The following is a 21,552-nucleotide window of genomic DNA, read 5'->3' as shown; positions in this document are numbered from 1 at the left end:
ACACGCCCACCCGGGGCCGGGGGTGAGACCCACCACACGTCGACGACGACGACGTGCGCGCAGCGGTCGTCGCACCCGGTGTCGTGACGTGGCGGATGCCCACGGCCGGCTGGCTCAGGGGGTCCGGCCGTACGCCGCCAGCACCCGCGTCGGGCGGTCGGCACCGGCGGGGGCCGGCACCGGGCGGAACGCGTCGTCGTCGCGCAACCGGTCCCCCGCCGCCATGGCGAAGGTCTCGAGGAGGTCGAGGTCGGCGTCGCCGAGCTCGACGGGCCGCCCCAGCGCCTGCCCGATGTCCCAGGCGTGCAACGTCATGTCGAGCACCTGGAACTCCGCCCGCGGCAGCTCGGCGGCGTGCAGCTCGTAGGCCGTGAGCACGTCGGCGGTCTCCGGGTGGAGCCCGGCCTCGGCCAGGTCCCCGGCGAGGTTCTCGGCGACGTGGGTCAGTGCGTCGGAGACCGTCCACCCCGGGCACGACGGCACGGGCCGGGACAGCTCGGCGACGCCGAGGTCCCGGGTGGCTTCGCGCAGCAGCCGGGCCGCCCGGGCGACGTCGCTCACGCCTGGGCTGCGGCGGCGGAGGCCCGCAGCTGCTCGACCATCGCGTCGGGGTCCTCGGCGGAGTAGACGGCCGACCCGGCCACGAACACGTCGGCGCCGGCCTCGGCGCAGCGCTCGATGGTCTCGAGCGAGACGCCGCCGTCGACCTGCAGCCAGGTCTCGACGCCGTGCTTGTCCATCAGGGCGCGGGCGCGGCGGATCTTGGGCAGCACCAGGTCGAGGAACTTCTGGCCGCCGAAGCCGGGCTCGACCGTCATCAGCAGCAGCATGTCGAGCTCGGGCAGCAGGTCCTCGTAGGGCTCCACCGGGGTGGCCGGCTTGAGGGCCATGCTGGCCCGGCCACCGGCCGAGCGGATCTCGCGGGCCAGCCGCACCGGCGCGGCGGCCGCCTCGACGTGGAAGGTCACGGACGCGGCGCCGGCCTCGACGTACGTCGGGGCGTGCCGGTCGGGCTCGTTGATCATCAGGTGCGCGTCGAGCGGGATGTCGGTCGAGCGCGCGATCGCCTCGACCATGGTCGGGCCGAAGGTCAGGTTGGGCACGAAGTGGTTGTCCATCACGTCGACGTGCACCCAGTCGGCGCTGGGGATGCGGGCCACCTCCGCCCCGATGCTCGCGAAGTCGGCGTTGAGGATGCTCGGAGTGATCTGGATGCCCACGAGGCCGGATCCTCTCAGACCGCCCCGCCCGGCCCTCCTCAGCCCTCGGGCCGCTCCAGCACGAAGACCCGCAGGCGGCGGTGGCCCAGCCGCGACTGGTAGCGCCGGTAGCCGACGTAGAGCTCCTCGGAGCGGCGCAGCACCTGCTCGGCCTCCTCCTCGTCAGCGGGACGGGCCACCACGTCGACGCTGCTGCCCCGGTAGGCGACGACCGCGCGCGCGTCGGCCTCGAGGTTGTGCACCCACGCCGGGGTGTCGTGCTGGCCGAAGTTGGTGCCGAGCAGCGCGAGGGTGTCGGTGTACGGGATGCCGATCAGGTGCGTCTGCCGGGGCAGCCCCGAGCGTCGCCCGGTGGTGGTCACCTGCACCACCGGCAGCCCGGCCAGGAGCCCGGGCACCGTGTGTCGCCCGCCGGAGAGCCGCAGCACCAGCGAGTCGAGGTGCGGCAGCACGCGCGCGAAGACCCAGGCGCCGGGACGCGAGGCCACCAGGGCCTGCAGGGCCCGCTGGACCGGGTTGGCGGGGCGGAACTCGTAGGAGAGGTCGGCGGCGAGGCTCACGGCGGGCTCCGGTCTGTGGTCGGACCCCTATGGTGGCCCTTCAGCCCGCCGGCGTCAGCAGCTCCTCCTGCTCGACCAGCGCCAGGGCCAGGGTCCGGTAGCCGACGTCGTCGAAGAGCACGGTGAGCCGGTCGGCCTCGAGGTCGCTGACGACCCCGGCGCCGAACTCCGGGTGCACCACCCGTTGCTGCAGCTCGTACGGCGAGTCGGCGGGCGGCTCCTCGACCTCGTCGGCGCGACCGTCGAGGCAGGTGTCGCAGCGCCCGCAGCGCTCGTCGAGCGAGGCGCCGAGGTAGGCCAGCAGCTGCTCCTCGCGGCAGCGCGAGGTCTCGGCGTAGGCCCGCATCATCTCGACCCGGGACTTCTCCAGGCTGCGGTGCGCCTCGGCGAGCTCGATGACCGCGTCGACCCCGGTCCCCCGGCCGGTCTCGACCGCCAGCCCGGCGAGGTTGCGGATGCGCTGGGCCTTGCGCCGGCTCAGCCCGGTCTCCTCCTGCGCGGTCGCGGCGTCGACGTCGTCACCCAGCGCGAGCACCCGGGCGACCTCGGCGCGCTTGGGCACGGCGGGGGCGAAGAACCGGCCCAGCGAGTGGTCCTCGGGGCGGTGCACCAGGGTGGCCAAGGCCTTCTCGCCGTCGCGGCCGGCCCGGCCGGCCTCCTGGTAGTAGGTGTCGGGCGACTCCGGGGCCTGTGCGTGCACCACCCAGCGCACGTCGGGCTTGTCGATGCCCATCCCGAACGCGGAGGTGGCCACCACGACGTCGAGCTCGCCGGCCAGGAACGCCTCGTGGGTCTCGGCCCGGCGGCGCTGCGGCAGCCCGGCGTGGTACGCCGCCACCCGGCGGCCGCGCCCGGCCAGCAGCTCGGCGTACTCCTCGGTCGTGGGGCGGGTGCGGCAGTAGACGATGCCGCAGCCCTCGGCGTCGGCGGCCTCGAGCACCGCGGCCTGCTGCGCGGCGGCGTCAGCCACGGGCACCACCCGGAACGACAGGTTCTCGCGGGCGAAGTCGGTGACCACGGTGCGCGGCTCGCGCAGGTGCAGCCGCTCGGTGACGTCCTCGCGCACCGGCGGCGCGGCCGTCGCGGTCATCGCCACCACCCGCGGCCGGGCCGGGCGCTCGCCCAGGTCGTCGATGAGCTCGCCGAGACGGAAGTAGTCGGGACGGAAGTCGTGGCCCCACGCCGAGACGCAGTGCGCCTCGTCGACCGCGACCAGCCCTGGACGAGCCGCGGCGATCCGGTGCCGCACCTCGTCGACGGCGAGCTGCTCGGGCGAGAGGAAGACGAAGTCGAGCTCACCGGCCTCGAGGTCGACGAGCACCTCCTCGCGCTGCTTCTCGGTCTCCGCCGAGCTGAGCCGGGCCGCACGCACCCCGGCCTCCACCAGCCCACCCACCTGGTCCTGCTGCAGCGCGATCAGCGGCGACACGACCACGCACGGCCCGTCGAGCAGCAGGCCCGGCACCTGGTAGGTCAGCGACTTGCCGGCACCGGTCGGTGCCACGAGCAGCACGTCGTGGCCCTCCAGCAGCGACGTGGACGCCTCGGCCTGGCCGGGGCGCAGCTCGTCCCGCCCGAACACCTCGCGGGCGGTGCGGCGGACCCGGTCGAGGGCGGGGCGGGCGGGGGTCTGGCGGGGAGCACTCACGCCTCCCCTGTGCCCCGGGCGCGAGGCGACCGCTCAACCCCTGAGGGTGAAAGCGCGCTCAGCCCTCCTCGACGGGCAGGTCGTCGCGGTCGGCCCACTCCAGCAGCGGCGCGATGTCGAAGGGGTGCTCGTCGATGGCCTCGTGCAGGTCGCCGAGCTCGGCGAAGCGCTGCGGCACGGTGGCGATGGTCAGGTCGCGCGGGTCGGCGTCGTCGACCTCGTCCCAGCGCAGCGGCGTCGAGACGCGGGCGTCGGGCAGCCCGCGCACCGAGTACGCCGCCGCGATGGTGTGGTCGCGGGCGTTCTGGTTGTAGTCGACGAAGACCGCCGCCGGGTCGCGGTCCTTGGTCCACCAGGTCGTCGTGACGTCGGCGCTGCGGCGCTCGACCTCGCGGGCGAAGGCCAGCGCCGCGCGGCGCACCTGGGCGAACCCGTGCTCGGGCGGGATCCGGACGTAGACGTGCAGGCCCTTGCTGCCGCTGGTCTTGGGGAAGCCGGTCGCGCCCAGCTCGTCGAGCACCTCGTGGGCCACGTGCGCGACCCGGCGCACCGTCGCGTAGTCGGCCTCGGGACCCGGGTCGAGGTCGATGCGCCACTCGTCGGGCTTCTCGGTGTCCGCACGCCGGCTGTTCCAGGGGTGGAACTCGACCGTCGACATCTGCACCGCCCAGACGACCGAGGCCAGCCCGGTCACGCACAGCTCGTCGGCGGTGCGGTCGAAGCGCGGGAAGTGCAGCTCGACGGTCTCGACCCAGTCCGGCGCACCCTTCGGCAGCCGCTTCTGGTGCACCTTGGGGCCGGCCAGGCCCTTCGGGAAGCGGTGCAGCATGCAGGGTCGCTCCCACAGCGCGTTGACGATGCCGGGGCCCACCGCCATGTAGTACTCGACGAGGTCGAGCTTGGTGGCGCCGGACTCCGGGAAGTAGACCCGGTCGGGGTTGCTGACACGCACGACCTTGTCGTCGACCTCGATCTCGACGGCGGGCGACTGGGCTGGCATGGGCCGAGCCTAGGGTGGGCGACCATGGACTTCGACCAGCCGCCGGTGGTCAGCGTGGAGGTCGACCCCGCGCGGGCGCCCCGCTCCGACGACTGGCCGATGACGGTGCCCGCCGTGGCCCAGCTGGCCCGCGAGGGCCTCGAGCTGCCTCGCGGCGTGACCTTCCTGGTCGGCGAGAACGGGTCGGGCAAGTCGACGCTGGTCGAGGCCGTGGCAGCGGCGTACGGGCTCTCGCCGGAGGGTGGCTCGACCGGCAGCCGGCACCGCACGCGCGCCTCGGAGTCACCCCTGGCCGGTGCGCTGCGACTGCGGCGCGGCCTGGGCGCCGGTCGCTGGGGCTTCTTCCTGCGCGCCGAGACCATGCACGGCTGGTACACCTACCTCGAGGAGAGCCTGCTCGACCACCCGCCGGGCGCGCGGCTCCCCCAGGAGCCGGCCTTCCACGAGATGAGCCACGGCGAGTCGTTCCTCTCCGTGCTGGCCCACCGCTTCGACGGCTCGGGCTTCTACTGCCTCGACGAGCCGGAGGCCGCGCTGTCGTTCTCCTCCACGCTCGGCCTGGTCGCCGCGCTCGACCGGGTGGTCGACGGCGGGGGCCAGGTGCTCTGCGCGACGCACTCCCCCGTGCTGGCGGCGATGCCGGGCGCCACGATCCTGGAGGTCGGCCCGTGGGGCCTGCGCCGCACCGCCTGGGAGGACCTCGAGCTGGTCCAGCACTGGCGCCGCTACCTCGAGGAGCCGGGCCGCTACCTGCGGCACCTGCGCGACGACTGAGTCAGCCGCGGCGCAGCAGGGCCATGAACATCGCGTCGGTGCGGTGCCGGTGGGGCCACAGCTGCACGGTGCCGGCCAGCGGCCCCTCGGCGCCGGGCACGGCGGCGTGCTGCGGGCCCAGGTCGACCAGCTCGGAGCCGGCGACGGACCCGAGGGTCGCGGTGACGACCTCGCGGGTCTCGGCCAGCACCGGCGAGCAGGTCGCGTAGAGCACCAGGCCGCCGGGGCGCACCAGGTCGAGCGCCGAGGCCAGCAGCCGGCGCTGCAGGTCGACCAGCACGTCGAGGTCGTCGGGGCGGCGGCGCCAGCGCGACTCGGGCCGGCGGCGCAGCGCCCCCAGGCCGGTGCACGGGGCGTCGACCAGCACCCGGTCGAACGACCCGGCCACCAGCGGCGGGCGGGTGCCGTCGGCGGTGAGCACGCCGCGTACGCCGTCGGCGCCGGCGAGCGCGCGGCGCACCAGCTCGGCGCGGTGCGGCTGGCGCTCCACCGCGAGGAGGTCGGCGCCGCGGCCGGCGGCCAGCGCGGCCAGCAGGGCGCTCTTGCCGCCGGGGCCCGCGCACAGGTCGAGCCAGTGCTCGTCTGGCCCCTCGAGCGGGGCGTCTGCCAGCGCGACGGCCACCAGCTGGGAGCCCTCGTCCTGCACCCCGGCGCGGCCCTCGGCGACCGCCGGCACCTGGCCGGGGTCGCCGGAGCCGAGCACGACGCCGTGCGGCGAGTAGGCGGTGGGCTCGCCCGGCAGCTCGTCACGGGTGCTGCGGCCGGGTCGGGCCACCAGGGTCACGGCCGGCGCGACGTTGTCGGCGGCCAGCAGGTCGCCGACCTCGTCGCCGGCGCCGCCGCCCTCCAGCGCGGCACCGAGGGCCTCCACGACCCACGCGGGGTGGCTGTGCACGAGCGCGTCGTGGCCGACCGGGTCGGTGCCCCGGGCGGGTGCCAGCTCGGCCAGCCACGCGTCGAGGTCCTGCTGCGAGACCTTGCGCAGCACCGCGTTGGCGAAGCCGCCGGCGCCAGGGCCCACCTCGGAGCGCACCAGGTCGACGGTGGTGGAGATCGCCGCGTGCTGGGGCACCCGCATCGCCAGCAGCTGGTGGGCGCCCAGGCGCAGCGCGTCGAGCACCTTGGCCTCGACCTTGCGCAGCGGCCGGTCGGTGCAGGCGTCGAGCACGGCGTCGTACGTCGCCCGGCGGCGCAGGGTGCCCGAGGCCAGCTCGGTGGCGAAGGCCGCGTCGCGACCGCTGAGCCCGTGCTTGCGCAGCAGCGAGGGCAGCACCAGGTTGGTGTAGGCGTCCTGCACGCGCACGGCCTTGAGGACCTCGAAGGCGACCTTGCGGGCCGGGTCGACCCGTGCCCGGGCCATCCTCAGTCCTCGGCCGGGTCGCCGAGGCGGGCGCCGCTGGCCAACCGGGCCCCGCGGGCCCAGTCGGCCGCCGCCATCTGCTTCTTGCCGAAGGCCTTGACCTCGCCCAGGCGCACCGCGCCGCTGCCGGTGCCGACCACGACGTGGTTCTTGCCGACCGCCAGCTCGCCCGGCGGCAGGCTGCCCTCGGCGGGGGTGACCGGGCCGATCTTGATCCGCTCGCCCTCGAAGAGCGACCAGGCGCCGGGGAAGGGCGTGCAGGCCCGGATCCGCCGGTCGACGGCCGCCGCGGGCTCGCTCCAGTCGATCTTCGCGTCCTCGACGAGGATCTTGGGCGCCATCGACACGCCGTCCTCGGGCTGCTCGCGCGCGACCAGCGAGCCGTCCTCGATGCCGTCGAGCGTCTTGACCAGCAGCCCGGCGCCGCCCTCGGCGAGGCGGGTCAGCAGGTCGCCGGCGGTGTCGTGCTCGCGGATCCGCTCGGTCATCACGCCGAAGGTCGGGCCGGCGTCCATGGCCTTGACGATGCGGAACGTGGTGGCGCCGGTGACCTCGTCACCGGCCCAGATCGAGTGCTGCACCGGTGCCGCGCCGCGCCAGGCGGGCAGGCACGAGAAGTGCAGGTTGACCCAGCCGTGGGCGGGGATGTCGAGGGCCGACTGCGGCAGCAGGGCGCCGTACGCCACCACCGGGCAGCAGTCGGGGCGCAGCGCACGCAGCGCCTCCTGGAACTCCGGCTCGCGGGGGTGCTCCGGCTTGAGGACGGGTACGCCGAGCTCCTCGGCGCGCTGGGCCACGGGGCTGGCCACCAGCTTGCGGCCGCGACCGGCCGGGGCGTCGGGGCGGGTGACGACCCCGACGAGCTCGTGCTCGGAGGCGACGATCGCGTCCAGGGCGGGCAGGGCGACCTCGGGGGTACCGGCGAAGACGACGCGCATCAGGTGGTCTCTCTCCTCACAGGCCCAGCCCGCGCGTGGCGTGCGGGCTGAGCTTGACGGTGGGCTTCTCGAGGCCGAACCACTCCGACTCCCGGATCTCGCGCATCGCGGCCTTGCGGGCCTCGGTGTCGAGCCGGTCGATGAAGAGGATGCCGTCGAGGTGGTCGGTCTCGTGCTGGATGGCGCGGGCCAGCAGCTCGGAGCCCTCGACGGCCACCGGCTCGCCGTGCATGTCCATGCCCTTGGCCACCACGCGCAGGGCGCGCTTGGTGTCGAAGACCAGGTCGGGCAGGGACAGGCAGCCCTCCGGGCCCTCCTGCTCCTCCTCCGACAGGTCGAGCACCGGGTTGACCAGGTGGCCCAGCTCGCCGTCGACCCACCAGGTGAAGACGCGCAGGCCGACGCCGATCTGGGGGGCGGCCAGGCCGGAGCCGGGCGCCTCGCGCATGGTGTCGGTCAGGTCCTCCACCAGCCGGCGCAGCTCGCGGTCGAAGTCGACGACCTCGACGGCCGGCTTGCGCAGGACGGGGTCGCCGAACAGGCGGATCGGCTGGGTGGGCATGGCGGCCATCCTAGGAGCCGGACCCAGGTCACAGGCTCGGTGGGTCGACCTGGATCCGCACCGGGTCGAGCTTGCGCGAGGAGCGCATCCGCTGCAGGTCGCCCAGAGCCCTCGACAGCGCCGGACCCTGGGCCCGGGGCACCCGCACCACCACCCGGCAGCGGTCCGGGTCGTCGGGCAGCTCGACCGGGCCGAGCAGCTCGACCGGCTCGGGCACCTCGAGCAGCACCAGCGCGTCGTCGACGGCCCCCGGCTCACCGGTGATCGTGGCCAGCCGCGAGGCAGGCGGCAGGTGGGCCTCGGAGCGGCTGTCGGCCTCGCGGGCTGCGAAGCCGCCCATGTCCCAGCGCACCAGCGCCTGCACCGGGGCCAGGGCGGCGTCGGCCACCACCATCGCCCGGCCCCCGGGCCGCACCAGCCCCACGGCGTTGGCCCAGCGGCGCAGCGCCTCCTCGTCGGTGCGCAGGTCGGGGCGCGCGAGCAGCAGCCAGGCGTCGAGCAGCACCACGGCGGCGTACCCGCCCTCGGCGACCGGCTCGGCGCCCGGGGTGGCGACCACGATGGCGGGGGCGTCGTCGACGTGCGCCAGCACGCCGTCACGGGCCGAGGTGCGCACCCGCACGGCCGGGAAGGCCCGCCCGAGCTCCTCGGCGGTGCGCGCCTCGCCCAGCACCGGGGCCCGCAGCCCCCGGTGACCGCACTCGGCGCACGCCCAGGCCGGCGCCGCGGTGCCGCACCAGCGGCAGGCCGGCGGTGTGGTCGGCGAGGGCAGGCGCAGCGGGCCCTCGCAGGTCGTGCAGCGGGCCGGGGTGCGGCAGCGCTCGCAGGCCAGCGAGACGACGTAGCCCTGGCGGGGGTTCTGCACCAGCACCGGACCGTCGGCCAGCGCGGAGCGGACCAGGTCGAGGACCTGGCGGGGCAGCCGGCTGGTGCGCGCCCGCGGGTCGCGCACCAGGTCGAAGTCGGTGGCGCCGGCGACCTCGACGCGCGCCGCGGCCCGCACCCGCTCGCGCGCCCCGACCAGCTCGTGGGCCCAGCCCGAGCGCAGCAGGTGGTCGGCCTCGACGGTGCGGGCGAAGCCGCCGACCAGCGCCGCGGCCCCGGCGAGCTCGGCGCGCAGCAGCAGCGTCTCGCGGGTGTGGCAGTACGGCGCCCGCGGCTCGGCGTGCAGGTCGTCGCCGTCGTCCCACACCACGACCAGGGACAGGTCGGCGACGGGGGCGAAGGCCGCGGCGCGGGTGCCGACCGCGATCCGCCGGTGACCTCGGGAGAGCTGGAGGAAGGAGCGGTAGCGGGCGGCCGGGCCCAGGTCGGCGGTCAGCACCGCGTGCTCGGGCCGCTCGCCGGTCAGCGCGGCCAGGGCCGCGTCGAGGCGCTCGACGTCCTTGCCGTCGGGCAGGCACACCACCACTCCACCCGGCGCGCTGAGCGCGGCGTGGGCGACCAGGCTCGGCCAGTCGGCGCCCGGCGGCGGGTTCCACACCGCCCGGGGCGCGCCCCCGGAGCGCAGGTGGCCCAGCCACGCGGCGGCGTGCGGGTGGTCGCCCCACGCCTCGACGGCCGGCTCGAGCGGGTGCGGCGGAGCCGGCTCGGGTGCGGGCGCCTCGGCCTTCTCGGTGGTGGCGTGCCGCGGCGGCACCGCGAGGCGCAGCACGTCGCCGCGGCTGCCGGCGTACCTCTCGGCGACGGCGGCGCTGAGCGCGGCGACCTCGGCGCTGAGCACCGGCTCGGCGCTGACCACCCGGCGCAGCGGCAGCAGCGCGCCGGTGTGCTCGCTGGTCTCGGCGCGCTCGACGAGGAACCCGTCGGTCTCCTTGCCGGCGAAGCGCACCTTGACCCGCGCGCCGGGCACGGCGTCGTCGGCCATCGCGGCCGGCACCGAGAAGTCGAAGGGCCGGTCGAGGTGGGCCAGCGGCACGTCGACCAGCACCCGCGCCACCGGCAGCACCGCCGCGGTCTCGGCCGCGGCGGCCTTGCGCTCCCGGGTGGCGCGGGCCTTGGCCTGCGACTGCTTGAGAGTGGCGCGGACCAGCCCGGGCAGCAGCTCGGGCTGCTCGGCATGGGGGTCGTCGGGTCCTGCGGCCATGGGGTGTTGTCTAGCAGCCGCCGGGGACGGCCGGACTTGTCAGCCTTCTCCTGCGCTTGATGGGTGTTGCAACCCCTGACCAGTGCAGGAGTCCCCGGCCGGCCGGGGACTCCTGCAGGGGGGCGGGCTCAGCCCCCGACAGCGGCCTTCAGCGCGTCGGCGCGGTCGGTGCGCTCCCAGGTGAAGTCGGGCAGCTCGCGGCCGAAGTGGCCGTAGGCGGCGCTCTGGGCGTAGATCGGGCGCAGCAGGTCGAGGGCGGCGATGATCGCGGCGGGGCGCAGGTCGAAGACCTCGAGGACCGCCTTCTGGATCACCTCGTCGGCCACGGTGCCGGTGCCGAAGGTCTCGATGAAGACACCGACGGGCTGGGCCTTGCCGATCGCGTAGGCGACCTGGACCTCGCAGCGGCGGGCCAGGCCGGCGGCCACGACGTTCTTGGCCACCCAGCGCATCGCGTAGGCCGCGGAGCGGTCGACCTTCGAGGGGTCCTTGCCCGAGAACGCGCCGCCGCCGTGGCGGGCCATGCCGCCGTAGGTGTCGACGATGATCTTGCGCCCGGTCAGGCCGGCGTCGCCCATCGGGCCGCCGACCACGAAGCGGCCGGTGGGGTTGACCAGCAGCCGGTAGCCCTCGCTGGGGATGTCGAAGGAGGCCAGCACCGGGTCGATCACGTGCTTCTTGATGTCGGGCTGCAGCATCGTCTCGAGGTCGACGTCCTCGGCGTGCTGGGTGGAGAGCACGACGGTGTCGATGCGCACCGGCCGGTTGTCGTCGTCGTACTCGACGGTGACCTGGGTCTTGCCGTCGGGGCGCAGGTAGGCCAGCGTGCCGTCCTTGCGCACCGCCGAGAGCCGCTCCGAGAGCGTCTGGGCGATCTTGATCGGCAGCGGCATCAGCTCGGGGGTGTCGTCGCAGGCGTAGCCGAACATCAGGCCCTGGTCGCCGGCGCCCTGCTTGTCCATCGCGTCGACCGAGGACTCCAGGCGCGACTCGTAGCCGGTGTCGACGCCCTGGGCGATGTCGCCCGACTGGCCGCCGATGGCGACCATGACGCCGCAGGTGGTGCCGTCGAAGCCCTTGTCGGAGTGGTCGTAGCCGATGTCGAGGATCCGCTGGCGCACGATCGACTTGATGTCGACGTAGCCGGTGGTGGCGACCTCGCCGGCCACCACGACCAGACCGGTGGTCAGCAGGGTCTCGACGGCGACGCGGCTGTGCGGGTCCTGGCGCAGCATCTCGTCGAGGACGCTGTCGCTGATCTGGTCGGCGATCTTGTCGGGGTGACCCTCGGTCACCGACTCGGAGGTGAACAGGCGTCCGGACATCTCGGCTCCTCGGTTGCGGTATCCCGCCCGGTCCTCGGGCGGGGCGTGTCATTTCTACCGGGTGCGGTCGCTCAGGTCCTCATCCGGATGGCGACCTGGTCCCAGATCGCGTGCGCCAGCTGCGACTTCGAGCCCAGCGGTACGTCGGTCCCGTCGCCGTCGGCGGCCAGGATCACCGCCTGGTTGTCCTCGCTGCCGAAGACCGCTCCCCCGCTGACGTCGTTGACGACGAGCAGGTCGCAGCCCTTGCGGGCCAGCTTGGCGCGGGCGTGGTCGAGCACGCTGCCGCTCTCGTCGCCGGTCTCGGCGGCGAAGCCGACCACGACCTGGCCGGCACGGGCGCGGTCGTGGGCGATCTCGTGGAGCACGTCGGGGTTCTGCACCAGCTCGACGGGGGCCACCGAGCCGTCCTCGCGCTTCTTGATCTTGGCTCCGCTGACGTCGACGGGCCGGAAGTCGGCGGGAGCCGCGGCCATCACCACGGCGTCGGCGCCACCGGCGGCGGAGACGACGGCCTCGCGCAGCTCGGCGGTGGTCGCGACGTGCACGACCTTGACCCCGGCGGGGTCCGGCAGCGAGGCGTTCGCGCTGACCAGGGTGACCTCGGCGCCGCGGGCCAGGGCTGCGCGGGCCAGGGCGTAGCCCTGCCGCCCCGAGGACCGGTTGCCCAGGTAGCGCACCGGGTCGAGCGGCTCGCGGGTGCCGCCCGCGGAGACCAGCACGTGGCGACCGGCCAGGTCGCGGCGCCCGCCGCCGACCAGCACCTCGCGGCAGGCCTCGAAGATCTCGGCCGGCTCGGGCAGCCGGCCCTTGCCGGTGTCGGCGCCGGTCAGGCGGCCCTCGGCGGGCTCGAGCACCAGCGCGCCGCGCTCGCGCAGGGTGGCGACGTTGGCGCGGGTGGCGGGGTGCTCCCACATCTCGGTGTGCATGGCCGGGGCCAGCACCACCGGGCAGCGTGCGGTGAGCAGGGTGTTGGTGAGCAGGTCGTCGGCCAGGCCGTGCGCGGCCTTGGCCATCAGGTCGGCGGTCGCGGGCGCCACCACGACCAGGTCGGCCTGCTGGCCGATCCGCACGTGCGGCACCTCGTGCACGTCGTCCCACACCTCGTCGCTGACGGGCTTGCCCGACAGCGCCGCCCAGGTGGGCGCCCCGACGAAGCGCAGCGCCGCGGCGGTGGGCACCACGGTGACGTCGTGGCCCGACTCGCTCAGGCGGCGCAGCAGCTCGCAGGCCTTGTAGGCGGCGATCCCGCCGGCGACGCCGAGGACCACGCGCGGCCTGGAAATCGCAGCGGGCCGCTCCCCCAACGGGGAAGCGGCCTGCGTGGTGGAGTGGGTGCTCAGCTCACTCGCCCTGGCTGAACGCCGCGGCGTCGGCGGCAGCAGCCTTGGCGGCGGCCTCCTCGGCGGCGAGCTCGGCGGGGTCGACGTCCTCACAGGTGAGCAGGTCGTCGTTGATCTCGCGCAGCGCGATCGAGAGCGGCTTCTCCTGCACGTGGGTCTCCACGAGGGGGCCGACGTACTCCAGCAGGCCCTCGCCGAGCTGGGAGTAGTAGGCGTTGATCTGGCGCGCACGCTTGGCGCTGTACAGCACGAGCTTGTACTTGCTGTCGGTCTTCGTCAGCAGGTCGTCGATCGAGGGGTTGGTGACTCCCACGGCGTCGATGTTGGGGGCAGACAAGAAGGCCTCACAGATCGTTGGGGTTGTTGCTCGGGTCGAGCATCATCAAGGTTACCAAGTCGTGGGCCGCGGCGTGAACTTCGTGGTTGACGATGGTCACGTCGAACTCCGGCTCGGCGGCCAGCTCCTCGCGCGCGGTGACCAGTCGACGCTCGCGCTGCTCGGCGGTCTCGGTGCCGCGCCCGACCAGCCGGCGCACCAGCTCCTCCCACGAGGGCGGCTTGAGGAAGACGAACAGCGCGTCGGGCATCGTGGCCCGCACCTGGCGGGCGCCCTGCAGGTCGATCTCGAGCATCGAGGGCCGACCGGCGCCCAGCGCCTCCTCCACCGGCCCGCGCGGGGTGCCGTAGCGCGCGGCGCCGTGCACGACCGCCCACTCGAGCATCTCGCCCGCCTCGACGAGCGCGTCGAACTCCGCCTCGCTCACGAAGCGGTAGTGCACGCCGTCGACCTCGCCGGGCCGCGGCGCCCGGGTGGTGGCCGAGACCGAGATCCACACGTCGGGGTGCAGGTCGCGCACGGCAGCGGCCACGGTGCCCTTGCCGACGGCCGTGGGGCCGGCCAGCACCACCAGGCGGGTACGACGCGCGGGCGTGGGCTCCGCGGGGCTCACCGGGCCTCTCGGGAGCTGAACTCCTTCTCGAGGGCGGCGACCTGCTTGGTGCCCAGGCCGCGCACCCGGCGGCTCTCGGCGATGCCGAGCCGCTCCATCATCTGCTTGGCGCGCACCTTGCCCAGGCCGGGCATCGACTGCAGCAGGTCGATGACCCGCAGCTTGCCGATGACCTCGTTGGTCTGGCCCTCGGCCAGCACGTCCACGATCGAGGCGCCGGAGTTCTTGAGGCGGTTCTTCACCTCGGCCCGCTCCCGACGGGAGGCGGCTGCCTTCTCGAGGGCCGCCTGTCGTTGTTCAGGTGTGAGCGGAGGGAGTGCCACGTCGTCTCAGGTCCTTGTGTCGGTGCGTCGGGAGCAGGTCGCGGAGGGGCCAATCTAGTCAGAGTTCTCAGCGGGCGGCAACGCCGGAGCCCGGGTCGGGCTCCGCAAGGGTCACTGGTACAGCGGGGTCCCGCACACGTCGCGCACCTGGGTCTCGACGGCCTGCAGCGCGCCGAGCGTGGTCGGACGCACCAGCTCGCGGGCCGCGCCGTCGATGGCGGCCCGCTCGTCGTCGGCCAGGTCCTCGGGCGGCGCGGCACGGTCGTAGTCGGCCGGGTCGACGCCCGCGTCCTCTAGCGCCCGCTCGAGCGCCTCGAGGCGGCCCACGACCTGCTGCCACTCGTCGGCGACGTCGCGCGGGGCGGCCTCGCTGAGCTCCTGCAGCCGCGGCAGCACGTCCAGGAGGGCGTCGGGACCGCCCTGGGCCACCGCCTCGGTGAGCGCCACCTGGTGCTCCTCGACCCGCTCGCAGTAGGCCTCGAACCGGTCCTGGCCGCACCCGCCCAGCGGCAGCGCGAGCCCGAGCACCACGAGCCCGGTCCCCAGCGCTCTCATCCGAGCACGGCCAGCTCGTCGTTGGTGGCCCGCACGGCGTCGCGCATCGCGGGCAGGTCGGGGCCCAGCGCGAGCACCTCGCGCGAGGAGCTGGCCAGCACGTGCGAGGCAGAGGCACCGAAGATGCGCCTCAGGTCGTCGACGGTGCCGCCCTGCGCACCGAAGCCCGGCGCGAGCACGGGCCCGCCGAAGGCCAGGTCGAAGGCGGGGCCGTCCTCGGGCTGCGCGATGGTCGCGCCGACCACGGCCCCGAACGACCCGAGCGGCCCGGCGTCGGCGTTGAGGGCGCGCAGGTGGTCGAGCACCCGGTCGGCGACCCGCACGCCGTCGGCGCCCACCGCGTGCTGGACCTCCGGGCCCTCCGGGTTGGAGGTCAGCGCCAGCACGAAGAGGCCCGCGTCGTGGCGGCGCGCGGTGTCGACGAAGGGGTCGAGGGAGCCCAGGCCGAGGTAGGGGCTCACGGTGATCGCGTCGACGGCCAGCGGGGACGTGGGGTCGAGGTAGGCGTCGGCGTAGGCCTGCGAGGTGGAGCCGATGTCGCCACGCTTCACGTCGAGCAGCACCAGCGCCCCGGCCGCGCGCGACTCGCTCACCACCCGCTCGAGCACCGCGATGCCGCGGCTGCCGAACCGCTCGTAGAAGGCCGACTGCGGCTTGACGACCGAGGCCACCGGGGCCACCGACTCGACCACCGACAGCGCGAACCGCTCGAGGCCGGCGACGTCGTCGTCGAGGCCCCAGCCGCGCAGCAGCGAGGCGTGCGGGTCGATGCCGACGCACAGGCGTCCGCGGGCGGCCATCGCGTCGTGCAGGCGGGTGCCGAAGGTGCTCATCGGTCGGGTGTCTCCTCGCTGGTCGTGTCAGGGTCGAGCGCGGCGACCAGCCGCGCGGCGGTGGTCGGGTCGTGCAGCAGCGCGGCGCCGACCTGCACGGCGACGGCGCCGAGCGCGAGCCGCGCGCGCACGTCGGCCACGGTCGCGACACCGCCGCCGGCGACGACCGGCACGTCGACGGCCTCGAGCACCTCGACCAGGCAGCGCAGCGCCAGCGGCCCGACGGCCGGGCCGCTCAGCCCGGCGGCACGCCCGTCGGGCATCGAGGCAGGCAGCGCCTGCCCGACGACCAGCGCCTGGGCACCGGCCTCGACGGCGGCGCGCGCCGCCTCGACGACGCGCACGGCGTCGGGGCGCAGCTTGGCCAGCACCGGCACGCCCCGGGGCAGCTCGCGCTCGACGGCGGCGACCGCGGCGCCGACCTGGAAGGGCTCCCGGGCCGACATCAGCTCGGGCTCCGGGCCGGTGTCGGGCGGCGAGACGTTGACCTCGATGGCGCTGACCCCGGGCGCGGTGCCGAGGCGTCGCGCCAGCTCGGCCAGCTCGCCGAGGCTGCGCGCGGCCACCGAGACCACGACCCGGGCCCGCTGCTGCAGCAGCCAGGGCAGCTCGGTGGCCAGGAAGCCGTCGACGCCGGGGTTGGGCAGGCCGGTGGCGTGCAGCAGCCCCGACGGCGTCTCGAGGAGCCGCGGCACCGGCCCGCCCCGGCGGGCGTCGAGGGTGATGGTGCGGGTGGTGAAGGCGCCCAGCGCGTCCAAGGACCCGTACGCCGCGAGCTCGCGGCCGGTGCCGCCGCAGCCGGCGGCGACGACCACCGGGGAGGCCAGTCGCAGCCCGGCGAGCACGGTCATGACCGAGCCCCCGCCAGGTCGTCCCAGCGCACCCGGTCGCCGCGCAGCACCGGTCCGTCGGCGCAGGCGCGGGCGGTGCGGGCCACCCCGTCCTCGCCCACGACCGGCACCGGGCAGCCGTGGCACAGCCCGGTCGCGCAGGTCAGCGGCTGCTCGAGCGCGGTCTGGCTCCAGGCGCCGTGCGCCTCGGCGGCCAGCGCCACGGCGTGCAGCACCGGCGTGGGGCCGGCGGCGTAGACGACGTCGGCGCCCGCGCGGCGCAGCACCTCGTCGAGCACGTCGGCGATCTCGCCGCGGGCGCCGACCGAGCCGTCGCGGGTCACCACGGTGACCGCGCGGGCGGTGCGGCGCGCCTCGAGGGCGTTGAGCAGCCGGGCCTCGTCGGGGGCGCCGAGCACCAGCGTCACCGGGCAGTCGCGCTCGCGCAGCCGCTCGGCGAGGGAGAAGAGCGGGGCGGCGGCGTACCCCTCGCCGACCAGCACGGTCGAGACGGGCTCCTTGGGCAGCGCGAAGGGCCGCCCGAGCGGCCCGGTGACCTCGACCCGGTCGCCGCGCTCGAGCCCCGCCAGCCAGCGGGTGCCGGGCCCGACCGGCTCGACGACCACCTGCACGGTCGCGGCGTACCCGCCCAGGGGGCGGACCTGGTGGATCCACAGGGCGCGGCGGGCCAGGCGGGTGCGGCCCTCGTCGGGGCTGCCGACGGAGACCGCCAGGAAGGTGCCGGGGCGGAACCGCTCCCCCACGCCCGGCGCCACCAGGGTCAGGTGCCAGAACGCGCCGATGCGCTTGCTGGCCAGCACCTCGCCGGTGACGTGGACGGGCGAGACCGGACCGCCGGCGCTCATGCCTGGGCGCCCCTGACCAGGCGGCGCGGCCAGCCGGGTCCCTCGTAGACGAACGCCGAGTAGGCCTGCAGCAGGTCGGCGCCGGCGGCCAGCCGGTCGCGGGCGTCCTCGACGCTGCTGATGCCACCCACCCCGACGAGGGTCAGGCCGGGCCCGACGCGCTCGCGCAGGCGCCGCACGACCTCGGTGGAGCGGGCCGTCAGCGGTCGACCGGAGAGGCCGCCGGCACCGAGCGCCTCGACCTCAGCGGCCGGGGTGCGCAGCCCCTCGCGCGAGATCGTGGTGTTGGTGGCGATCACCCCGTCGAGCACGCCGTCGCGCCGGCCGGCCACGGCCAGGTCGGCGACCGCGTCGATGTCGGCGTCGGCGAGGTCGGGCGCGATCTTGACCAGCAGCGGCACCCGCCGCGCGCCGGTCGCGGCGTCGGCGGTGCGCCGCACGTGGGCCAGCAGCGGCTCCAGCCGCTCGACCGCCTGCAGCGAGCGCAGCCCCGGGGTGTTGGGCGAGGACACGTTGACCACGAGGTAGTCGGCATACGGCGCCAGCAGCCGGGCGCTGTGCTCGTAGTCGGCCTCGACCGCGGCCTGGTCGTCCTCGGGCACCACCTTCGACTTGCCGATGTTGACGCCCAGCACCGGGCCGGGACGATCGCCCCGCTTGCGGGCGCGCTCGGCGAGCCGGGCGGCGACCACCTCGGCGCCGTCGTTGTTGAAGCCCATCCGGTTGAGCACGGCCCGGTCCTCGACGAGGCGGAAGAGCCGCGGCTTCGGGTTGCCGGGCTGGGCGCGACCGGTGACGGTGCCCACCTCGACGTGGCCGAAGCCCAGCGCCCCGAGGGCATCGATGCCGACCGCGTTCTTGTCGAAGCCGGCCGCCATCCCCAGCACGTTGGGGAAGACGGTGCCCAGCGCCTGCACCGGTCGCCCGGGCACGCCCAGGCGACCCAGCACCGGCGCCCCGGTGCGCAGCGCGCGGAAGCCGGCGTGGTGGGCGCGCTCGGCGTCGACCCGGGTCGCGACCTGGTCGAAGAGCAGCCGGTAGGCGCTCACGAGCGACTGGCCCTCAGCGCGGCCGCCCAGTCCTGCAGGGAGCACACGCCGATGTCACCGCGACGCATCGCCTCGATGCCCTGCACCGCAGCGCCGAGCCCCTGCACCGTGGTCAGGCACGGCACGTTGGCCATCACCGCCGCGGTGCGGATCTCGTAGCCGTCGAGGCGGGCGTGCCCGCCGCCGCCGGCGCCGTACGGCGTGTTGACGATCAGCTGGATCTCGCCGTCGTGGATGAGCTGCACGGTGGTCTTCTCGCCGGCCGGGCCGGTGCCCTCGTAGTGCTTGCGCACCACGGTGGCGGCCACGCCGTTGCGGCGCAGCACCTCGGCGGTGCCCTGGGTGGCGAGGATCTCGAAGCCCATGTCGGCCAGCACCTTGACCGGGAAGATCATCGAGCGCTTGTCGCGGTTGGCCATCGAGACGAAGACCTTGCCGCTGGTCGGCAGCGGGCCGAACGCGGCCGCCTGGCCCTTGGCGAAGGCGGTGCCGAAGTCGCGGTCGAAGCCCATCACCTCGCCGGTCGACTTCATCTCGGGGCCGAGCACGGTGTCGACCTGGGCGCCGTCGGGGGTGCGGAAGCGGTTGAAGGGCATCACCGCCTCCTTGACCGCGATCGGCTGGTCGGGCGGCAGCGTGCCGCCGTCGCCGGTGACCGGGAGCAGCCCGGCCCTGCGCAGGTCGGCGACCGACTCGCCCAGCATCACCCGGGCCGCGGCCTTGGCCAGCGGGGTCGCGGTCGCCTTCGACACGAACGGCACGGTGCGGCTGGCGCGCGGGTTGGCCTCGAGCACGTAGAGGATGTCGGAGCCCAGCGCGAACTGGATGTTGATCAGCCCGCGCACGCCCACGCCGCGCGCGATCGCCTCGGTGGCCTCGCGGATGCGCCCGATCTCGAGCTCGCCGAGGGTGATCGGGGGCAGCGCGCAGGAGGAGTCGCCGGAGTGGATGCCGGCCTCCTCGATGTGCTCCATCACCCCGCCGAGGAAGAGCTCCTCGCCGTCGAAGATGGCGTCGACGTCGATCTCGACGGCGTCGTCGAGGAAGCGGTCGACCAGCACCGGCGCCTCGTGGCTGATCAGCCCGGCGGCGACGTACTTCTCGAGGTAGGCCTCGAGCGACTCGTCGCCGTAGACGATCTCCATCCCGCGCCCGCCGAGCACGTAGGAGGGCCGCACCAGCACCGGGTAGCCGATCTCGGCGGCGATGCGCTGCGCCTCGACGTACGACGTCGCGGTGCCGTGCTTGGGCGCCACCAGGCCCGCCTCGGCGAGCACCCGCCCGAAGGCGCCGCGCTCCTCGGCGAGGTCGATGGCGTCGGGGCTGGTGCCCACGATCGGGATCCCGTTGCGGGCCAGTCCCTGGGCCAGGCCGAGCGGGGTCTGGCCGCCGAGCTGGCAGATCACGCCGACGACCGGGCCGGCGGCCATCTCGGCGTGCACCACCTCGAGGACGTCCTCGAGGGTCAGCGGCTCGAAGTAGAGCCGGTCGGAGGTGTCGTAGTCGGTCGAGACGGTCTCGGGGTTGCAGTTGATCATCACGGTCTCGTAGCCGACCTCGGAGAGGGCCAGCGAGGCGTGCACGCACGAGTAGTCGAACTCGATGCCCTGGCCGATCCGGTTGGGCCCGGAGCCGAGGATGATCACCGCCTCCTTCTCGCGCGGGCCCACCTCGCTCTCCTCGTCGTAGGCCGAGTAGTGGTACGGCGTGGCCGCCGCGAACTCGGCCGCGCAGGTGTCGACGGTCTTGTAGACCGGGCGGATGCCCAGCGCGTGGCGCACCCCGCGCACCACGTCGGCGCTCATCCCGCGGATCTTGCCGATCTGGTGGTCGGAGAACCCGTGCCGCTTGGCCCGGCGCAGCAGGCCCGGGGTCAGCTCGGGGGCGGCGGTGACCTCGACCGCGACCTCGTTGATCAGAGCGAGCTGGTCGACGAACCACGGGTCGATGCCGGTGGCCTCGAAGACCTCCTCGGCGCTCGCGCCGGCGCGGATCGCGTCCATCACCTTGCGCAGCCGGCCGTCGTGGGGAGTGCGCACGGCCTCGAGCAGGGCGGGCTTGTCGAGGTCGACGAACTCCTTCTCCCAGTCGAAGACGGCGTCCTTGGACTCCAGGCTGCGCAGCGCCTTCTGCAGCGCCTCGGTGAAGCTGCGCCCGATCGCCATCGCCTCGCCCACCGACTTCATGTGCGTCGTGAGCGTCGGGTCGGCGCCGGGGAACTTCTCGAACGCGAAGCGGGGCACCTTGACCACGACGTAGTCGAGGGTGGGCTCGAAGGCGGCCGGGGTGCTGGAGCCGTCGGCGCGCACGGTGATGTCGTTGGGGATCTCGTCGAGGGTGTAGCCGATGGCCACCTTCGCCGCGATCTTGGCGATCGGGAAGCCGGTCGCCTTCGAGGCCAGCGCGCTGGAGCGGCTGACCCTCGGGTTCATCTCGATGACGACCAGGCGCCCGTCGCGGGGGTTGACGGCGTACTGGATGTTGCAGCCGCCGGTGTCGACGCCGACCTCGCGGATGATGCCGATCGCCATGTCGCGCATGTGCTGGTACTCACGGTCGGTCAGGGTCATCGCCGGGGCGACGGTGATCGAGTCGCCGGTGTGCACGCCCATCGGGTCGAGGTTCTCGATGGAGCAGATGATCACCACGTTGTCGGCGGTGTCGCGCATCACCTCGAGCTCGTACTCCTTCCAGCCGAGGATCGACTCCTCGAGGAGCACCTCGGTGGTCGGGCTGGCGGCCAGGCCGGCGCCGGCGATGCGGCGCAGGTCGGTCTCGTCGTAGGCCATGCCCGAGCCGGCGCCGCCCATGGTGAAGGAGGGGCGCACCACCATCGGGTAGCCGAGCTCCTCGACGGCGCCCAGGCAGTCGTCCATGGTGTGGCAGATGACCGACTTGGCCGACTCGCCGCCCAGGCTCTCCACGATCTTCTTGAAGACCTGGCGGTTCTCGCCGCGGTCGATGGCCTCGATCGAGGCACCGATCAGCTCGACGCCGTACTTCTCCAGCACGCCGGCCTTGTCGAGGGCCATCGCCGCGTTGAGCGCGGTCTGGCCGCCGAGGGTGGCCAGCAGCGCGTCGGGGCGCTCCTTGGCGATCACCTTCTCGACGAACTCGGGGGTGATCGGCTCGACGTACGTCGCGTCGGCGAACTCGGGGTCGGTCATGATCGTGGCCGGGTTGGAGTTGACCAGGACGACCCGCAGGCCCTCCTCCTTGAGCACCCGGCACGCCTGGGTGCCGGAGTAGTCGAACTCGCAGGCCTGGCCGATGACGATCGGCCCGGAGCCGATCACCATGACGCTCTTGATGTCCTCGCGCTTGGGCATG

The 21,552-nt window shown here is 74.6% G+C and carries 21 protein-coding genes; 1 reads left to right on the top strand and 20 read right to left on the bottom strand.

Going from position 1 to position 21,552, the window contains the following annotated elements:
* Positions 1-114: 114 nt before the first annotated feature.
* The 5 genes from QWJ41_RS17620 to ligD are packed head-to-tail and all read right to left on the bottom strand — an operon-like array spanning position 115 to position 4,428.
* A complete protein-coding gene (locus tag QWJ41_RS17620; RefSeq protein ID WP_302709750.1) occupies positions 115-561 on the bottom strand; it encodes a maleylpyruvate isomerase N-terminal domain-containing protein in 447 nt (148 codons plus the stop codon).
* A complete protein-coding gene (gene rpe / locus QWJ41_RS17615) occupies positions 558-1,220 on the bottom strand; it encodes a ribulose-phosphate 3-epimerase (RefSeq protein ID WP_302709749.1) in 663 nt (220 codons plus the stop codon). Before rpe ends, QWJ41_RS17620 begins: the two co-directional genes overlap by 4 nt.
* Positions 1,221-1,258: 38 nt before the next feature.
* Complete coding sequence (locus tag QWJ41_RS17610; protein WP_302709748.1) at positions 1,259-1,780, bottom strand: nitroreductase family deazaflavin-dependent oxidoreductase; 522 nt, start codon at positions 1,778-1,780, stop codon at positions 1,259-1,261.
* A gap of 40 nt (positions 1,781-1,820) precedes the next feature.
* Positions 1,821-3,428, bottom strand: coding sequence for a RecQ family ATP-dependent DNA helicase (locus QWJ41_RS17605; protein WP_302709747.1), 1,608 nt, complete (start codon positions 3,426-3,428; stop codon positions 1,821-1,823).
* Positions 3,429-3,486: 58 nt separating this feature from the next.
* Positions 3,487-4,428 (bottom strand): non-homologous end-joining DNA ligase, encoded by a 942-nt coding sequence (gene ligD, locus QWJ41_RS17600; RefSeq protein WP_302709746.1) that lies wholly within the window; start codon positions 4,426-4,428, stop codon positions 3,487-3,489.
* A gap of 24 nt (positions 4,429-4,452) precedes the next feature.
* On the opposite strand from ligD, the gene QWJ41_RS17595 reads away from it, so the two are divergent.
* Complete coding sequence (locus QWJ41_RS17595) at positions 4,453-5,202, top strand: AAA family ATPase (protein WP_302709745.1); 750 nt, start codon at positions 4,453-4,455, stop codon at positions 5,200-5,202.
* Position 5,203: 1 nt separating this feature from the next.
* Here QWJ41_RS17595 and QWJ41_RS17590 read toward each other — a convergent pair whose 3' ends face one another.
* From QWJ41_RS17590 to carB, 15 genes are all read right to left on the bottom strand, one after another.
* On the bottom strand, positions 5,204-6,562 hold the full coding sequence (locus QWJ41_RS17590) for an RsmB/NOP family class I SAM-dependent RNA methyltransferase (protein ID WP_302709744.1): 1,359 nt from the start codon (positions 6,560-6,562) through the stop codon (positions 5,204-5,206).
* Positions 6,563-6,564: 2 nt separating this feature from the next.
* Positions 6,565-7,500 (bottom strand): methionyl-tRNA formyltransferase, encoded by a 936-nt coding sequence (gene fmt, locus QWJ41_RS17585; protein ID WP_302709743.1) that lies wholly within the window; start codon positions 7,498-7,500, stop codon positions 6,565-6,567.
* Between the two features lie 16 nt (positions 7,501-7,516).
* A complete protein-coding gene (def, locus tag QWJ41_RS17580) occupies positions 7,517-8,062 on the bottom strand; it encodes a peptide deformylase (protein WP_302709742.1) in 546 nt (181 codons plus the stop codon).
* Positions 8,063-8,090: 28 nt separating this feature from the next.
* Positions 8,091-10,148: a primosomal protein N' gene (locus QWJ41_RS17575; protein WP_302709741.1), complete on the bottom strand. Its 2,058-nt coding sequence runs from the start codon at positions 10,146-10,148 to the stop codon at positions 8,091-8,093.
* Between the two features lie 128 nt (positions 10,149-10,276).
* Positions 10,277-11,473 (bottom strand): methionine adenosyltransferase, encoded by a 1,197-nt coding sequence (gene metK / locus QWJ41_RS17570; protein ID WP_302709740.1) that lies wholly within the window; start codon positions 11,471-11,473, stop codon positions 10,277-10,279.
* Positions 11,474-11,544: 71 nt separating this feature from the next.
* Positions 11,545-12,759, bottom strand: a complete 1,215-nt coding sequence (gene coaBC, locus QWJ41_RS17565; protein WP_500684573.1) for a bifunctional phosphopantothenoylcysteine decarboxylase/phosphopantothenate--cysteine ligase CoaBC — start codon at positions 12,757-12,759, stop codon at positions 11,545-11,547.
* A 58-nt stretch (positions 12,760-12,817) separates the two neighbouring features.
* Positions 12,818-13,153, bottom strand: coding sequence for a DNA-directed RNA polymerase subunit omega (gene rpoZ, locus QWJ41_RS17560; RefSeq protein WP_193670787.1), 336 nt, complete (start codon positions 13,151-13,153; stop codon positions 12,818-12,820).
* A gap of 7 nt (positions 13,154-13,160) precedes the next feature.
* On the bottom strand, positions 13,161-13,766 hold the full coding sequence (gene gmk, locus QWJ41_RS17555; protein ID WP_302709737.1) for a guanylate kinase: 606 nt from the start codon (positions 13,764-13,766) through the stop codon (positions 13,161-13,163).
* Positions 13,763-14,089, bottom strand: a complete 327-nt coding sequence (gene mihF, locus QWJ41_RS17550) for an integration host factor, actinobacterial type (protein WP_302709736.1) — start codon at positions 14,087-14,089, stop codon at positions 13,763-13,765. The genes gmk and mihF overlap by 4 nt, the downstream gene beginning before the upstream one ends.
* A 111-nt stretch (positions 14,090-14,200) precedes the next feature.
* Positions 14,201-14,644, bottom strand: a complete 444-nt coding sequence (locus QWJ41_RS17545) for a hypothetical protein (protein ID WP_302709735.1) — start codon at positions 14,642-14,644, stop codon at positions 14,201-14,203.
* Positions 14,641-15,477, bottom strand: a complete 837-nt coding sequence (gene pyrF / locus QWJ41_RS17540) for an orotidine-5'-phosphate decarboxylase (protein ID WP_302709734.1) — start codon at positions 15,475-15,477, stop codon at positions 14,641-14,643. The genes QWJ41_RS17545 and pyrF overlap by 4 nt, the downstream gene beginning before the upstream one ends.
* Positions 15,474-16,328, bottom strand: coding sequence for a nitronate monooxygenase (locus tag QWJ41_RS17535; protein WP_302709733.1), 855 nt, complete (start codon positions 16,326-16,328; stop codon positions 15,474-15,476). The genes pyrF and QWJ41_RS17535 overlap by 4 nt, the downstream gene beginning before the upstream one ends.
* Positions 16,325-17,173, bottom strand: coding sequence for an iron-sulfur cluster-binding protein (locus QWJ41_RS17530; RefSeq protein ID WP_302709732.1), 849 nt, complete (start codon positions 17,171-17,173; stop codon positions 16,325-16,327). The genes QWJ41_RS17535 and QWJ41_RS17530 overlap by 4 nt, the downstream gene beginning before the upstream one ends.
* Entirely contained in the window at positions 17,170-18,222 is a 1,053-nt protein-coding gene (locus QWJ41_RS17525) for a quinone-dependent dihydroorotate dehydrogenase (protein WP_302709731.1), read from the bottom strand. The genes QWJ41_RS17530 and QWJ41_RS17525 overlap by 4 nt, the downstream gene beginning before the upstream one ends.
* Positions 18,219-21,551: a carbamoyl-phosphate synthase large subunit gene (gene carB / locus QWJ41_RS17520; RefSeq protein ID WP_302709730.1), complete on the bottom strand. Its 3,333-nt coding sequence runs from the start codon at positions 21,549-21,551 to the stop codon at positions 18,219-18,221. The genes QWJ41_RS17525 and carB overlap by 4 nt, the downstream gene beginning before the upstream one ends.
* Position 21,552 lies beyond the last annotated feature (1 nt).

This window comes from Nocardioides cremeus (genome assembly GCF_030518195.1).
GTDB lineage: Bacteria > Actinomycetota > Actinomycetes > Propionibacteriales > Nocardioidaceae > Nocardioides > Nocardioides cremeus.
The sequence above is the reverse complement of the archived record's forward strand: the minus strand, read 5'-3'. Positions and strand labels throughout refer to the sequence as shown.

Coding starts and splice junctions, on each gene's coding strand:
- ligD (WP_302709746.1), bottom strand. CDS start 4,428: ATGCCAGCCCAGTCGCCCGCCGTCGAGATCGAGGTCGACGACAAGGTC.
- pyrF (WP_302709734.1), bottom strand. CDS start 15,477: ATGAGCACCTTCGGCACCCGCCTGCACGACGCGATGGCCGCCCGCGGA.
- carB (WP_302709730.1), bottom strand. CDS start 21,551: ATGCCCAAGCGCGAGGACATCAAGAGCGTCATGGTGATCGGCTCCGGG.
- metK (WP_302709740.1), bottom strand. CDS start 11,473: ATGTCCGGACGCCTGTTCACCTCCGAGTCGGTGACCGAGGGTCACCCC.
- QWJ41_RS17535 (WP_302709733.1), bottom strand. CDS start 16,328: ATGACCGTGCTCGCCGGGCTGCGACTGGCCTCCCCGGTGGTCGTCGCC.
- def (WP_302709742.1), bottom strand. CDS start 8,062: ATGCCCACCCAGCCGATCCGCCTGTTCGGCGACCCCGTCCTGCGCAAG.
- QWJ41_RS17530 (WP_302709732.1), bottom strand. CDS start 17,173: ATGAGCGCCGGCGGTCCGGTCTCGCCCGTCCACGTCACCGGCGAGGTG.
- QWJ41_RS17595 (WP_302709745.1), top strand. CDS start 4,453: ATGGACTTCGACCAGCCGCCGGTGGTCAGCGTGGAGGTCGACCCCGCG.
- QWJ41_RS17590 (WP_302709744.1), bottom strand. CDS start 6,562: ATGGCCCGGGCACGGGTCGACCCGGCCCGCAAGGTCGCCTTCGAGGTC.
- QWJ41_RS17545 (WP_302709735.1), bottom strand. CDS start 14,644: ATGAGAGCGCTGGGGACCGGGCTCGTGGTGCTCGGGCTCGCGCTGCCG.
- QWJ41_RS17575 (WP_302709741.1), bottom strand. CDS start 10,148: ATGGCCGCAGGACCCGACGACCCCCATGCCGAGCAGCCCGAGCTGCTG.
- fmt (WP_302709743.1), bottom strand. CDS start 7,500: ATGCGCGTCGTCTTCGCCGGTACCCCCGAGGTCGCCCTGCCCGCCCTG.